At 62.3% G+C, this 14,493-nt stretch carries 14 protein-coding genes and 1 pseudogene; 4 read left to right on the top strand and 11 right to left on the bottom strand.

What is annotated here, in order from left to right:
• Positions 1 to 52 precede the first annotated feature (52 nt).
• Positions 53 to 1,000 (bottom strand): phosphatase PAP2 family protein, encoded by a 948-nt coding sequence (locus BP869_RS08365; RefSeq protein ID WP_342678642.1) that lies wholly within the window; start codon positions 998 to 1,000, stop codon positions 53 to 55.
• Between the two features lie 117 nt (positions 1,001 to 1,117).
• On the opposite strand from BP869_RS08365, the gene BP869_RS08360 reads away from it, so the two are divergent.
• Genes BP869_RS08360 through BP869_RS08350 form a run of 3 tightly spaced genes read left to right on the top strand, consistent with a single transcriptional unit; the run spans position 1,118 to position 4,289 of the window.
• Positions 1,118 to 2,320 (top strand): S-layer protein, encoded by a 1,203-nt coding sequence (locus BP869_RS08360; RefSeq protein ID WP_342678640.1) that lies wholly within the window; start codon positions 1,118 to 1,120, stop codon positions 2,318 to 2,320.
• A gap of 2 nt (positions 2,321 to 2,322) precedes the next feature.
• The gene (locus BP869_RS08355) at positions 2,323 to 3,522 is read left to right on the top strand and encodes an ABC transporter permease (protein WP_342678638.1); all 1,200 of its coding nucleotides are present in this window, start codon (positions 2,323 to 2,325) and stop codon (positions 3,520 to 3,522) included.
• 2 nt (positions 3,523 to 3,524) lie between these two features.
• On the top strand, positions 3,525 to 4,289 hold the full coding sequence (locus BP869_RS08350; protein ID WP_342678636.1) for an ABC transporter ATP-binding protein: 765 nt from the start codon (positions 3,525 to 3,527) through the stop codon (positions 4,287 to 4,289).
• Here the strand turns inward: BP869_RS08350 and BP869_RS08345 are convergent.
• The 3 genes from BP869_RS08345 to BP869_RS08335 form a co-directional block, all read right to left on the bottom strand.
• Entirely contained in the window at positions 4,224 to 5,009 is a 786-nt protein-coding gene (locus tag BP869_RS08345) for a glucose 1-dehydrogenase (RefSeq protein ID WP_342678634.1), read from the bottom strand. The two genes, BP869_RS08350 and BP869_RS08345, sit on opposite strands and share 66 nt — an antisense overlap.
• A 239-nt stretch (positions 5,010 to 5,248) precedes the next feature.
• On the bottom strand, positions 5,249 to 6,184 hold the full coding sequence (locus BP869_RS08340; protein WP_342678632.1) for a DUF475 domain-containing protein: 936 nt from the start codon (positions 6,182 to 6,184) through the stop codon (positions 5,249 to 5,251).
• 58 nt (positions 6,185 to 6,242) lie between these two features.
• Positions 6,243 to 7,421, bottom strand: a complete 1,179-nt coding sequence (locus BP869_RS08335; protein ID WP_342679130.1) for a PLP-dependent aminotransferase family protein — start codon at positions 7,419 to 7,421, stop codon at positions 6,243 to 6,245.
• Between the two features lie 174 nt (positions 7,422 to 7,595).
• On the opposite strand from BP869_RS08335, the gene BP869_RS08330 reads away from it, so the two are divergent.
• Positions 7,596 to 7,952, top strand: a complete 357-nt coding sequence (locus tag BP869_RS08330; protein ID WP_342678631.1) for a protease inhibitor I42 family protein — start codon at positions 7,596 to 7,598, stop codon at positions 7,950 to 7,952.
• 605 nt (positions 7,953 to 8,557) lie between these two features.
• Here the strand turns inward: BP869_RS08330 and BP869_RS08325 are convergent.
• From BP869_RS08325 to BP869_RS08295, 7 genes and pseudogenes are all read right to left on the bottom strand, one after another.
• Entirely contained in the window at positions 8,558 to 9,070 is a 513-nt protein-coding gene (locus tag BP869_RS08325; protein WP_342678629.1) for a DUF6141 family protein, read from the bottom strand.
• Complete coding sequence (locus tag BP869_RS08320; protein WP_342678627.1) at positions 9,063 to 9,551, bottom strand: VOC family protein; 489 nt, start codon at positions 9,549 to 9,551, stop codon at positions 9,063 to 9,065. The genes BP869_RS08325 and BP869_RS08320 overlap by 8 nt, the downstream gene beginning before the upstream one ends.
• A 75-nt stretch (positions 9,552 to 9,626) precedes the next feature.
• Positions 9,627 to 10,079: a NusA-like transcription termination signal-binding factor gene (locus BP869_RS08315; RefSeq protein WP_067049098.1), complete on the bottom strand. Its 453-nt coding sequence runs from the start codon at positions 10,077 to 10,079 to the stop codon at positions 9,627 to 9,629.
• The gene (locus BP869_RS08310) at positions 10,080 to 10,370 is read right to left on the bottom strand and encodes a 50S ribosomal protein L30e (protein WP_067049101.1); all 291 of its coding nucleotides are present in this window, start codon (positions 10,368 to 10,370) and stop codon (positions 10,080 to 10,082) included.
• Between the two features lie 2 nt (positions 10,371 to 10,372).
• On the bottom strand, positions 10,373 to 11,530 hold the full coding sequence (rpoA2, locus tag BP869_RS08305) for a DNA-directed RNA polymerase subunit A'' (protein ID WP_394339039.1): 1,158 nt from the start codon (positions 11,528 to 11,530) through the stop codon (positions 10,373 to 10,375).
• A gap of 11 nt (positions 11,531 to 11,541) precedes the next feature.
• Positions 11,542 to 14,196 carry a DNA-directed RNA polymerase subunit A' gene (locus BP869_RS08300; protein WP_342678622.1) on the bottom strand — a complete coding sequence of 885 codons (2,655 nt, stop codon included), beginning with the start codon at positions 14,194 to 14,196 and terminating at the stop codon, positions 11,542 to 11,544.
• A gap of 12 nt (positions 14,197 to 14,208) precedes the next feature.
• A pseudogene (locus BP869_RS08295) lies at positions 14,209 to 14,493 on the bottom strand (DNA-directed RNA polymerase subunit B); the annotation flags it as partial.

Here is a 14,493-nt window from a genome sequence, read left to right as displayed (position 1 = left end):
TTTTCGGGAGATCTGACCGGGCCCGGCTGTTGAAAGTCTCCTGCACCCTGCCCTACTCCGCAATGCCGAGGCGGGCGAAGAGCCCGGGGGCGGCGCCCGAGATCCAGAGGCCGAGGGCTGCGGCCCGGAGGTAGGTGGCTGCCGAAACTGCCGGTCCCGGTTCTGCCGCGATGAGAGGGATCGTTACGGCCCAGATGAGGGCCGCCCCCGCGATCCCGATGATCAGTCGTGCGGCCCGCGTCCGGAGACCGCCTCCGGCCGAGAACCTCCCTCCTTCCCATGCCGCCCCGGCGCCGATGCCGAAGACGGCGCCGGCCGCGTACAGGGCATTCGAGAGGTCCCAGGGATCGACGGGTGCGGCGGCCGTCAGGACCCAGGCCTCGGGGATCGGCGCCCTGAAGAGGAGAGAGGGGATTGCTGAGAGAGCCAGAAGGAGGAGAGACCCTGAGAATGCAAGCCCTGCCTGCTTTGCAGGGGAATATTTTCCGATCCAGGCTGCGGCGGGACCCTCCAGAACGATAAAGACGAGGAGTATCGCGGCCCCGAGAACCCACCCGACAAGGACGTCGCCCGGGAAGTGGACCCCGAGGACGACGCGGGAGATGCCGGTGAGGGCGATGATGCCGACGGCGACAGCGGAAAACCACCTCTCCCGCACGAGGAAGGCCGCATATCCCCAGAAACAGACCGCATTCTGGGCATGTCCCGAGGGCATGGAGAAGGTGGGTTCGACGGCATGGGCCTGCACCCCCGCGCTCAGCCAGTATGGCCGCGGCGTATGGAAAAAGAGTTTTGCGGCGGCATTGATCCCGCCGGAGACCGCGAGGAGAAGGCCGAGCCTCAGGCCTGCCCGCGGGCTTGCACACCACCAGACCGCCGCAGTCACAAAGAAGAAAAAGGGGATCCCGAGCGCCGAAGCGGCATGCATCAGGGGTTCGAGGCCGCCGAGATATGCCTGTGCCAGGACGACCCATCCTATCTCTGCCGTTGTCGGGTCCATGGTCTCTCCCCTCTTGGAGGGGATCGGGTATAGTGCTTCCTCCGGGCGGCGCAACTCCTATATGTCCGACCTGTCCATGCGGGTGCGGGGGAGATTTTGAGAACATGCGCCGTCATCGTGTCAGTCCTGGTCCTGTTGCTGGTAGGCCATGCCGCCGCCGGGGAACCGACCGTGGTCGTCACCGGCTACACCGTCACCCCGGAGGTGCTCATGCCCGGGGGGCAGGGCACGATCACGGTGAACCTTACGAACACCGCCGGGCAGGCGACAATGACGGAGACCGACACCTATGCCGGCAGCGCGAGCGGGACCAGGACAGAGACGAGGAGCACCGCCATCAATGCCTTTATCGAGAGCGTCTACCTCAAGGGTGAAGGCCTGAAGGTGATCTCCGGGGACTACGGGGACGTCGGCGAGGTCGGGCCGGGCCAGTCCGTCACCCTCACCTTCCTCGTCCAGGCGCCCGAGGAGGAGGGCCTCTACTTCCCCGAGGTCTGGGTCCGGGTACAGGGGGCGAGGAGCGTCAAATATCCCGTCCCGGTGAACGTGAACTCCCGGTACGCCCTCATTGCACAACCTGCCGTCTCTGTCGCGCGGACCGCACCCGACCGGGTGGTGCCCGGCGAGACCTTCTCCCTCTCCCTCCTCCTGGAAAACACCGGGCTCTCCCGGGCAAACGACCTCTCCGTGCAGGTCTCGCCCTCCAACGCCACATCCATCGTCTCCCTCTCCCCCGAACACTACTATGTCGAGCACCTCGAACCCGGGGACGCCGCGCGGTTCAACCTCTCCTTTGCGACCGACCGGCGGACGCCGACAGGCCTGCAGGTGATCCCGGTCTCCCTCACCTACGTCACGCCCGACGCCGCGAAGGTCGCCAGGACCGAGTCTGTCGGGGTGCAGGTGACAGGGCAGGCCGAGATGGGGATCGCTTCCCTCTCCACCGACCCGGTGCGGCCCTCTGCCGGCAGTCCCCTCACCCTGATCATCAGGATCGAGAACACCGGCACCGACGACGCCACCTCGGTGCGGGCGACGGTCGACCTCCCCTTCGAGGGGACGAAAGAGGCCTTTGTCGGGACGATCGAACCTGACAACGACGCCCCGGCCGTCTTCAACCTCCGGGCAGGCGATGCCGGGGACAGGCCGTACACTCTCACCGTCGACTGGCGCGACGACCGGGGGGCGCACACCATGATCGAGGACCTCAGCATCTCCGTCGAGGCGCCCGACCGAACACCCATCGTCGTCGGGGTGGTTGTCCTGGTTATTGCCGCCGTTGCGATCGTCTGGTGGCTGCGGAGGAGGAAGGAGGGATAAGAGTGTCCGACATCGGTGTCTCCCTCTTCCTTGCGTCCCGTTCGATCAGGCGCGGGAACAGGGGGACCTTCGTCCTCACCGTCATGATCATCGCCCTGGTCTTCGTGAACCTCGTCTTTCTCCCCTCCATCATCTCCGGGGTCGTCGAGATCTTCAACAGGCAGTCGATCGACTACACTTACGGCAACCTGGTCGTCGAACCGAAGGAGAACGATCTCTATATCGACGACGTCGCCGCCCTGAAGAGGAAGATCGACCGCGTCCCCGGCGTCGCAGGGTCGTCCCCTCATATCCAGGTCGGCGCCACCTTCACCTACAAGGGGAAGGCGATCCCCGGCACAGTCGTCGCCTTCACGCCGCAGTACGAGAAGGAGGTGACCACCCTCCATACCGCCGTCACGTCGGGCGACTTCCTCTCCGACGGGGACAGGGACAGGATCGTCCTCGGCGTTCTCCTTGCCGGCGAGGAGGACGAGTCGAAGGACAGGATAGAGTCTCTCGGCGGGGTGAAGGTCGGCGACTCCGTGCTCGTCACCTTTGTGAACGGGGAGACGCGGGAGATGCGGGTGAAGGGGATCATCGAGACGATGGCGGTCCAGGCAGACCGGCAGGCCTATGTCACCACTGCTGAGATGGAGGACGTCCTCGGCATCTCCGACCAGGCCAACCAGGTCCTGGTCCGCACCGCGGAGGAGGGGAACGAGGAGGAGATGAAGGTCGCCCTCCTGAGTTTCGGCGTCCAGGAGACGATCAAGACCTATCAGGAGAAGGCGCAGGGCTTCGTGACCGACGCCATCCAGAGCTTCGACATCATCAACGCCATCTCGACCCTGGTCTCTCTCGTCATCGCCGTCGTCGTTGTCTTCATCGTCATATTCATCAGCACGGTGGGCAAGCGCAAGCAGATCGGGATCCTCAAGGCGATCGGGATAGACGAGCGGATCATCATCAACTCCTATGTGATCCAGGTTGCGGTCATCGCCTCTCTCGGGACGGTCGTCGGCCTCGCCTTTACCGCTCTCCTCACCCTGTACCTCACCGCGAACCCCCTCATCTTTCCCGGCGGTGCCGTCAGGCCGGTGCTCGAAGCCGGGCAGATCCTCAGGAGCATCGCGGGCCTCTTTGCCGTCTCGCTCGTCTCCGGCTATATCCCGGCGTGGAAGACGGCGCAGGAACCAATCCTGGACGCCGTGAGGGGGTAGGCATGATCGTCGTCCACGACCTTGCCAGGACGTACATGCTCGGTGCGGTACCGGTCCGCGCCCTGCGGGGCGTCTCCTTCACCATCGAGAAGGGCGAGTTTGTAGGGATCATGGGGGCGAGCGGGTCGGGGAAGTCCACCCTCCTTCACGCGATGGGCCTCCTCGACGTCCCGACCGCGGGCGCGATTGCGATCGACGGCACCGACGTCCTCGCCCTCTCCGGCCGGGAGAAGACGCGTTTTCGGCTGAACAGGCTGGGCTATGTCTTCCAGGACTATGCCCTCATCCCCGAACTGACGGTGGAGGAGAACGTGGTCCTCCCCTGCCTGGTGCGGGGCGTGCCCCGCGAGGAGTGCCTCGGCCTGAGCAGGGAGATCCTCCGGGATGTCGGACTGGAGGGGCGGATGGACCATCGCCCGGCCGAACTCTCCGGCGGCGAGCAGCAGAGGGTGGCGATCGCGCGGGCGCTGGTGAACAGGCCGTCCATCCTCTTTGCCGACGAACCCTGCGCGAACCTCGACTCGGCGACCTCGACGACGATCCTGGACCTCTTCGCCCGCCTGAACGAGGAGTTCGGGCAGACGATCGTGATGGTGACCCACGAGGACTGGCATATCAGGTACTTCTGCCGGGTGATCTACCTCCGCGACGGCCTGATCGAGAGGGAGGAGCCGTGCAGGACGAAAAAAGTGCGGAGAGCGTCACCGGATCGAGAGACCGCCGTCGACGACGATCGCCTGCCCGGTGACATAGGAGGCGGCGTCTGAGCAGAGCCAGAGGACGGCGGCGGCCACTTCGCCGGGACGTCCCAGGCGACCGGCCGGGATCTCCTGCATGGCCTGCTTCTTCACACCCTCGATGGAGACACCCGGTATCGTCTGCCATGTCCGGTCCAGCCCCTCTGTCTGGATGACGCCCGGACAGACGGCATTGACCCGTATCCCGGACCCCGCAAATTCGAGTGCGGCCGCACGCGTGAGCGCGAGGTTTGCGCTCTTCGTCGCCGCATAGATCGAGGCCCCGGGCGACCCGAGAATGCCGGAGACGGCCGATATGTTCACGATCGCCCCGCCGCCGTGCTGGACCATCGCCGGGATCTCGTACTTCAGGGAGAGGAAGACCCCTTTCAGATTTGTCCCGACAGTGTGGTCGAAGTCGCCGCCGCTCTGCATGGGGATGAACCGTATGGCGCCGGAAACCCCGGCGGCATTGAAGGCGTAGTCGATCCTGCCGAACGTGTCCGTCACTGCGGCGACGAGACTCTCGACGTCCTCTTCTCTGGATACGTCGGCCCTGATCCAGAGCGCCTCACCGCCGGCGTCCCGGATCATCGCCGCCGCCTGCTCCCCCGTCTCCTGGTGGCGGCTCCCGATCACGACCCTGGCCCCCTCCGCAGCGAAGGCAGCCGCTGTGGCTCTCCCGATCCCCGAACTCCCCCCGGTGACCAGGGCGACCCGGTTCCTGAACTCTTCGTATGTTGCGCCCATGCCTGTCCCTCCTCCTGATCTTCCTCCTTCATGTGCTTTGTGGAGAGTGGGGATCTTCGCGGTATGGGTCTCCCGCTCCTTTTTTCCGGGGCCAACCGAGTTGGGAAAGAGCGATAGCGACCTTGAGAAAACCGTAGGTTTTCGAGCGGCAGCCCCCAGGCACAGACACGTCAGAAGAGGCACTCTCCAGAGACGAAAATGAGAGGAGTACGGGGACCGGCCCCCTCCCCGCATCACCCTTAATTCCCGTGCCGCAGGTCCATGTACCGGGCGAACTTGACCGACTTGTAGAGGAAGTAGCCGACGACGCCGAAGGTGATCACCGGCGAGACAAAGGACGGGACGGGGACACCGAAGGCGTGCAGGACCATGACCGCACCCAGACAGAGGATGGAGTACATCGCGCCGTTCTTGAGGAAGACATAGCGCTTGATCTGGTCGATGTTCCTGATGGTGAGTTCCCGCACCACAAAGGCGCCGAGGCCGTTCCCGATGATGATGAGAGGGACAGAGAGAGTGAACGCGAAGGCGCCGAGGACGCCGTCGATGGAGAAGGTGGCGTCGATCACTTCGAGGTAGCAGATCTTGCTGAAGTCGGAGATATGCTGCTCCTTGAGCTGCTTCTCCTTCATGTCGGCGTTCATCCTGAAGCCCTGAACGATGAAGAAGGCCGTCGAGCCCATGACGGCGCCGAAGGCCATGAGGGGCCGTGTTTCGAGGGCGAACCAGACGATGGCGGCGAGGGTCACCGAGACGGTCGCGTAGAACCAGACCCCTTTCTCCGCGAAGTAGCGTTCGCCCCTGATGCCGAACTCCTTGGGCTCCAGAAAGAGCCAGTGGAGGAAGAGAAAGAGGAGGAAGGTGCCGCCTCCTATGAGAAGGACGGGCGCCGACTCCTCGATCGCGGCGATGACCGCCGGATCATTGGAGAAGGTGGCGGTCAGAGCGCCGATGGGGCCGAGGGACGGTGTCGTCGCCCAGACGATGAGCCAGGGCAGGACGCCACGCACGACGAAGACCGCAAAGAGGAGGCCCCAGACGAGGAACCACCGCCGCGCCCTCTCCCCCATCGTGCCGAGCACCTCGGCGTTGATGATGGCATTGTCGATCGACGAAATCGTCTCGAAGAGACAGAGACCGGCGATCGTGAGGAGAATGGCGAAGAGGTCGAGCATTGCCTCATACCATTGACGCCTTAGGATATAGGCTTTGAGGGGAGGGGTCGGCCCTCACTCACACACAGGAGGCGATGACGCCCTTCAGCCGCGCCATACCCTCGGTAATGCTCTCCTCGTCGGCGCAGGAGAAGTTCAGGCGGATGGTGTGCTCCCCGCCGCCGTTTGCGTAGAAGGGGACGCCCGGCAGGACGGCGACGCCTTTCTTCACTCCTTCATGGAAGACATCCATCGCGGAGACGCCGTCAGGGAGGGAAACGAGCAGGAACATCCCGCCCTGCGGCATGGTGTGGGTGACCCCGGCCGGGAACCCGTCGTCGAGGAGGTCGCACATGAGACGGCAGCGCCTGCCGTACACCGCGGAGATCCGACCAACATGGGCGTCGAGGTCGGTCTCTGTCAGGTACCGGTGGAGGATCATCTGGCAGAGGACGTTGGAGTGAAGGTCGGCTGCCTGCTTCGCCACATTGAACTGTTTCAGGACAGGTGCCGGGGCGAGGATCCACCCTATCCGCATGCCCGGCGAGACGGTCTTCGAGAACGAACCGGAGAGCACCGCACCGTCAGGGAGGTACCTCTTTACCGGGAGGCGCGGGTGTTTGTCGAAGAAGAGTTCGCCGAAGGCGTCGTCCTCGTAGAAGACCGTGCCCGTCCCTTCGAGGATATCGGCGATCGCCTTCCTCTTCTCCTGCGAGTAGGTAAGGCCGGACGGGTTCTGGGAGTTCGGGATGCCGTAGAAGTACTTGGGGGCGTGTTCCCTGACGAGCGCCTCGAAGGCGTCGAGGTCAGGGCCGTCCTCTTCGAGGGGGACGGCATGGATCGCGGGTTCGTAGAGGGAGAAGGCTTCGATGGCGCCGAGGTACCCCGGCCCCTCCACGCCGACGGCGTCGCCCGGGTTGAGGAAGATCTTCGCCATCAGGTCGAGGCACTGCTGCGAACCGTTCACGATCTGGATCTCCGACGCCTCTGCCGGGATGCCGAGGCGCTTTCTGTACCTCGCGGCGATGAACTCGCGCAGCGGGAGGTAGCCGTCTGTCGTCGAGTACTGGAGGGCGCACGCTCCCTCCTCCTCCATCACCGCGGAAGCGGCTTTTCCGATCCCCTCCACGTCGATGAGAGAGGGGTCGGGCAACCCGCCGGCAAAGGAGATGACGCCGGGAACGCCCGAGACCCGGAAGAGTTCTTCGATAAACGATTCCGGTTCATGATACATCCGGTCTGCAAAACGGTATTCCATCACGATTCCGACCTTTTGTCTGTGTCTCCGGCGCACCGAAAGAGGAGGGGCCGGAGCTTTCCGCAGCCACCCTATTCGGACGGCGCGGCACATACAGGTCTGGTTTGTGTACAGGGGGCAAAAACCTATCCCGGCGCCGGAAGGCTTATGTCCCGGGCAGGCAGATGCCGCCCGATGAAGATCTGGATCGCCATCGGTCTCCTTGTCCTTGCCGTCTGCATAGCGGGCTGCACCGGCGCCCCGGACACGGTCCGGGTCGGGGAGGAGGAGAATGGGACGACGGTCAGTGTCAACCAGGGGGGCCGTGTGATCGTCACCCTTCCGTACGACACACTTGACAGGTACGAATGGAGGACAGACCTCAGCACCGGTCTTGTCGTCACCGACGAGCAGACGGCGCCGGGGACACAGGAATGGACTGTGGAACCGCTCGGGCCGGGGACGTACACCTTCAGAGCCCTGTGGGTGAGGACAGGGGCGCCCGACGCCGCGGCAGAAAAGACCTTCACCGTGACGATACGGACGGTCTGAGACGCGAGTTCAATGTATGCCGGCCCCCTTCGGTCGTCACTCAAAATCAGGATAAGAAGAGGGAAGAGCGAACAAGATATCCTGAGAAGAGAGATTGCCGTCTCACCTCTATCCCAATGGCGGGGTGCGAGCGATAGCGAGCTTGAGAAGATTGAAGATCTTCGAGAGATGAGGGGGCTTTGCCCGCCGGAGGAATCCGCAGATTCGCTGCCTTCCCCAAACAGTCCACCGGGGACTGACGCCGAAAATCAGAGATTTTCTTGTGCTCACTCCGTTCGCAGCCCCTGGACCCCCAAACTCAGGATAGGCCCCGGGAAGATAGGACCGGAGATCCGAGGAAAGGAGCTTGCCATCCCACTCCTATCCTGAGGGGACGACCGAAGGGAGTCGAGAAAGCCGCAGGCTTTCGCTGTCCGGGGGGTTGCCCCGGTGGAGTCCATCGATTCACCGCCTTCCCTAAACTATCTGCCGGGGGCTTTCGAGGCAGTCCCCGGCAAAGGCACACCAGAAAAGGAATTTTCCAGAGCCGATTTTCATGCTCTGGCAAACTTCAGCCGTGCATGGCAGATCGAAGATCCGCCAGAAAAGGTCGGGATCCCTTCCCGTTATGTCCGTCTCCCCTGCACCGCCCGCACCGCCGCGACAAACCCCTCGGGGTCGCGGCTGCCGAAGAGAATCTTCCTCCCATCCTGCAGGTACACCCGCACCCCGCGATCGCCCCCGGTCGTATAGGCCCGCCAGCCACCGGCGCCCCACCTGATACCCCATCCGCCGAACTCTTTCAGGGGACTGTACGTGCAGGCCTCCAGGCGCACGATCTCCTCCGCCGGGATCACCCTGAAACCGAGATGGAAGGGGAAGTACCGGTAGGCGATCCCACCTGCCCGCACCTCGACGGTGAGATGGAGGACGACGAAGAAGAATGGGAAGAGCGTTCCGAAGAGGAGGGCGATGCCGGCCATCCCCCAGTCTGGCGCCGGCCTGTTCCCGAAGGGGACGCCGAAATACACCTGCTGCACCGCTCCCCACCAGGCGACCCCTGCAATGAGGAGCAGGACTGCCCAGAGCCAGGGCTGGGTGAAGTGCTGCCTCTCCCTGAAGAGGGGCACCTCAGTCACAGCACTCGCTCCCCAGCATCGCCGCCACGACCTCTGGCGGAAGAGTCGTCCGCTCGCTGATCGCGGCATCGGACAACCCCTCCGCCGCGAGGCGTGCGACCACCGCCGGCATTGGCTCTGCCACCTCGACCAGGTGTCTGTCAGGGTCGAAGAACCGGATCGCACGCTGAGCCCATGGCTGCTCTTTCAGGGGGTGGAGGAGACGGACACCTGCCTCTGCGACCCGTCCGGCCAGCGCCTCGATCTCCGCCGTCTCGAAATAGACCTCCATCGGCGGGGCCGGCGCCTCGCCCGGCGGCATCTTCCCGACGTACAGCAGGTCGTTCACGTAGGTGCGGTCCCAGAGGGCAAGCCCCCCAACGAACCCGACATTCACGCCGAGGTCAAGTTCCACTTTCTGCCCGAGGACGTCGGTGTAGAAGGCCTTCGACTGTTCCATATCCCTGACAAAGAGAACCGTGCTTCTGAAGGTGATATTCATCAGGATGACCTCTGCACCGTGGGATAAAATATATCCGGTCTATCCTGGACCGATGACCAAGAAAAAGAGAAAGGTTTAGAATCCCTCGTCGTCCTGGACGAGCTGGACATCAGCGATGTCGTGCTGCCGGCCGGCGAGCTTCTTTGCCTTGAAGATGTTCTTTCCTTCCTTGCCGATCGCAAGGCCACGGTCATCGGGCTTCACGTCGATGAGGGCGACCTTCTCTCCGTCTTCGTTCGTGGCGAAGGTGATCGAAGTGACCTGCGCCGGGAGGAAACAGTTCTTCAGGAACTGCTCGGGGTCGGCCGAATACTCGACGACCTCGATCCTCTTGCCGAAGGCGTCGGAGGCCTTCTTGATCGTCGTCCCCTTCTTCCCGATCGCGAGCCCCATGTCGCCAGGATTGATGACGAAGATGATGCGGTCATTCCTCTCGTCGATGATGCAGTCCCGGCTTCCCGCGCCGGTCATGTTCTCGAACTTGGAGATCAACTGCATGCAGTCTTCAGTGAGTTTTATTTCCGCCATCTAGGCCCTCTTGATGCTGAGGATGTCTGAGTCGCCCGGTTCGACAACCGCAAGCGCACTGACAACGAACGGCTTGCCGCAGGCCTTTCCGAGTTCGACACCAGAATCATTGTACACGTAACTTACAACACTCTCTCTGGCCAGCATGGCCTCTTTGAATGCTGCAGGGCAGTTTTTGGCGATGACGACAAGTTGGGCCTTACCAGCCTTGACACATTCTTCAGTTGCGTTCTGTCCAAGGAAGACCTTGCCGGTTTTGATGGCTCTTCTCAAAGACTCGTTAAAGTCCATAATTAATTCTCCTGGTTTAAGGGTTTTGCAATTAATCTGATATCCCCGGTTCCGAGCTGGATCGGCTGACCGACGATGACGTTCTCGGTCACACCGTTGAGAATATCAGATTCTCTTGCGACCGCGGCGTCGAGGAGGTGGTTGACCGTCACTTCGAAGGCTGCACGGGAGAGAACACTCTCCTTCTCGCCTGCGATACCGTGACGGCCGATCTGCTTGACCTCTCCGTCCATGCACATCATGTCAGCGATGAGCATGATGTGCCGCACGTCCACCGAGATACCCTGTTCCCCGAGCGTGTTCTTCATTTCGTCGATGATCGCATTTCTTGCGGCCTCGATCCCGAGGATCTGGGAAATCTCGTTGATATTGTTTGTGCGGGTACGGGAGGTGTCAACGCCCTCGACCTCGAACACATCCTTTAGGTTGGAGCCTTCAGTATAAAGTATATACTCTCCTCCTTCCTTCCGGACAACCACCCGCTCGATATCATCGATCCCCTGCACGATCACGTTCCTGACATGGTCGGCAAGCTGGAAGAGGTTCTGGTAACTCTCGTTCTTCGGGGTGAAGGTGATCACTCCGTCTGCGGCGTTCCCTTCGGACTCGAAGTCACGGTAATGGCGGCGCTCCCGGATCTTCTGCGGCGCCCTCTCCATGATCTCGGCCATCGCGATCTTCCTCTTGTCGCAGACCTCCTTTTTGACGTGCATCTCCACCCTCATGTTCGCCATGTCGGTGACGATGTCGCCGAACTCGTGGAGAGGTGCCGCTTCGATCTGCCAGGAGACTTCACGGGCCTTGTCACGGTCGGCCAGGTAATCGGGCTCCAGGTGGATCGTCATCGTCGGGGTCGAAGGCTCCTTCCTGGCATCCATGATCTCGATAAGACGGGGCAGACCGAGGGTAACGTTAATCTCGGCCACACCGGCGTAGTGGAAGGTACGCATCGTCATCTGGGTGCCGGGCTCGCCCAGGGACTGGGCGGCGATGACCCCGCAGGCCTCGCAGGGCTCGATCCTGGTCCGCCTGAACTCGCGCTCCACACTCTCCATGATCGCCGTAAACTGTTCGGCGGTGATCTCCTTCCCTTCAAGGTCCTTGATCAGTTCTTCCTTTGTCCTTTCCGGGAGATCGGCCGCGTGGATCGTGGCCAGCATCGACTCGTCCATCAGATCTCCTCCTTGAGCACGTTCTCGATCGCGCCTTTCACGTCCACAGGTTCGCCATAACTGCTCTTTGTCGGATCGGTGCCGTCCTCGCCGTACTGGAACTGGAGGATCCGCCCGCCGGTCGTCCTGACAGACCGGTCGTATTCGACCTTCAGGTCCTGCAGGGCGTTGATCATCCGCCTCTGCAGGTACCCGCTCTGCGACGTTCTGACTGCGGTATCGACGAGACCTTCACGGCCACCGATGGCGTGGAAGAAGAACTCGGTCGGGTTGAGACCCTTCTTGTACGACGACCGGACAAAACCGTGGGCCGGTGCGCCGCGGTCGTCCCGCTTGAAGTGCGGGAGAGTACGCCTGTCGTACCCACGGACGATACGCTCACCACGGACAGACTGCTGTCCGACACACCCTGCCATCTGGGTCAGGTTCAGGATCGAACCACGAGCACCCGAGACGGCCATCACCACTGCCGAGTTCGAGAGGCCGAGGTGACGGGATGCGATCTCACCGGTGCTGTCACGGGCCTTGCCGAGCACCTGCATGATCTGCATTTCCAGGGTCTCTTCCTCGGTACGGCCTGGCATCGGTTCGAGCTGGCCTTCCTCATAGATCTGGATCCGGCGACGGACGTCGCGCTCGGCGTTGTCGAGCACTTCTTCGATCTGGCCGTAATCTGTCTTGGACAGGTCTTCGTCGTCGATGGCGAAGGAGAAGCCGTCGAACATGATGGCCCGGATTGAAAGGCGAGTCACGTCGTTGATGAACTGCGCCGCCCTCTTCTGCGAGTACTGGCGGATGATCCTGTTCACGATCTCGCCGTCGAATGCGCCGATCGCTTTTTTGTCGATGGTGCCGGTGACGAGTTCGCCGTCTTTGATCTTCACGTAGGTATCGCGGTCGCAGAGTTCCTTCTTACAGGTATCGCAGTGCTGGCAGGACGACGCCTTGAAGATCATGTTGATGTCGTCAGGGATGATCACGGAGAAGACCTGCTTGTTGCTCCAGTAGGGCACGCCGTTCTCGACCTTCCCGGGTTCGGGCAGGTGCTCGACGCCCGTGTGTTTGAGGAGGTAGAGGGCCTCGGACTTGGTGAACCAGCGCACTTCGTGGGTCAGCAGGAAGATCCCTGAGATGTGGTCGTGGATGCCGCCGATGATCGGGCCGCCGAAACGGGGCGAGAGAATGTTTTCCTGCACATTGACCAGGATCTCGACCTCGGCCATTGCCTCCTCGGTCTGCGGCACGTGCAGGTTCATTTCGTCGCCGTCGAAGTCGGCGTTGTATGGCGGGCAGACGGCCGGGTTCAGCCTGAAGGTCTTCCCGTCCATGATCTTGACATGGTGGCCCATGATCGACATCCGGTGCAGGGACGGCTGTCTGTTGAAGAGCACGATATCCCCGTCCCGCATCTGCCTTTCCACCGTCCAGCCCAGTTCGAGCTGGTCTGCGACGTCGTCCTTGTTCTCGTCGGAGATACGGATGCGCCGTTCGTCAGACCGGATCACGTAGTTCGCGCCGGGCGGGTCGGTGAGGGCCTTCCGGCCTGTTCCGTTCCGCACGTACACACGGGCGACGTCGATGTTCTGCGAGGTCACGCGCACCGGGATGGTCATCTCGTTGGCGATCGCCATGGGGATCCCGACCTCGTTCACGCTGAGGAAGGGGCTCGGCGAGATGACGGTACGGGCCGAGAAGTTCACGCGCTTGCCGGAGAGAGAGCCACGGAACCGGCCGTCCTTACCCTTCAGGCGCTGCGAGAGGGTCTTTAACGGGCGGCCTGAGCGGTGGCGCGCCGGCGGGCAGCCTGCCACCTCATTGTCCATGTAGGTGGTGACATGGTACTGGAGAAGTTCCCAGAGATCCTCGATGATCAGTTGCGGTGCGCCGGCGTCCTGGTTCTCCTTGAAACGCTGGTTGATCCTGATGATGTCCACGAGCTTGTGGGTCAGGTCGTCCTCGGAACGCTGGCCGTTTTCCAGAATGATCGACGGGCGCATCGTCACCGGGGGCACAGGGAGCACGGTGAGGATCGTCCACTCCGGCCTTGCGACCTCGGGGTCGATGCCGAGGAGTTTGAGGTCGTCGTTCGGGATACGCTCAAGACGGGCGCGGATGTCGGCCGGCGTCAGCTTGTGCTCTTCCTTCTTCTCTTTTCCCTGGTCGTCGGGGGTGACGACGACCTCGGAGAAGGTCGTCGGTTTCTCGAAGTTGATCTTCAACTGCTGCTCGCCGCAGTACGGGCAAACCCGTTCCTTCTTGATATCTTTCTCGGTGACCAGGTCGCCGCTCTCCTCTTCCTCGGTCCCGACGATCTTCGTGATCTCGTCAGGGGAGAGGAGGAGCCTGCCGCAACTCCGGCAGGTCACACGGAGAAGTTTCCGGATCAACCGGGTGTAGCCGACATGGATCACCGGCTTTGCGAGTTCGATGTGGCCGAAGTGACCCGGACAGTCGCTCGCCTTCTGTGTACAGGTCTTGCACCGCATCCCCGGATCGATGACGCCGAGGTGGAGGTCCATTAACCCCTGCGAGTACGGGTAGCCGTCGTCGTCGTAGGTGTCGGCCCAGATGATCTTCCGCACACTCATCTGGCGGATCTCCTTGGGCGAGAGGATACCGAACTCGATCTTTCCAATTCTCTTCGGGCTTGTCATATCTGTCCCCCCTTATACCATATCCTCAAGCCGCAGGCGCGGCGCGATGCCCATGCTCTTCATCTCGTCGAGGAGGAGTTTGAACGCGTAACTCATCTCGACCGAGTAGATGTCGGTCTCGCTGCCGCAGTTCAGGCATCTGGTGACATTCCGCTTCTTGTCGAGCATCGCCACCATGCCGCAGTGGGCGCAGACGTACTGGTTTACCTTGTCGGACTCTTCGAGCAGACGTTCCTTGAGGGCCATCGCAGCGCCGTGGCCGATCATCACATCACGCTCCATCTCACCGAACCGGAG

The sequence above is a fragment of the Methanofollis sp. UBA420 genome (assembly GCF_002498315.1).
GTDB lineage: Archaea > Halobacteriota > Methanomicrobia > Methanomicrobiales > Methanofollaceae > Methanofollis.
The sequence above is the reverse complement of the archived record's forward strand: the minus strand, read 5'-3'. Positions and strand labels throughout refer to the sequence as shown.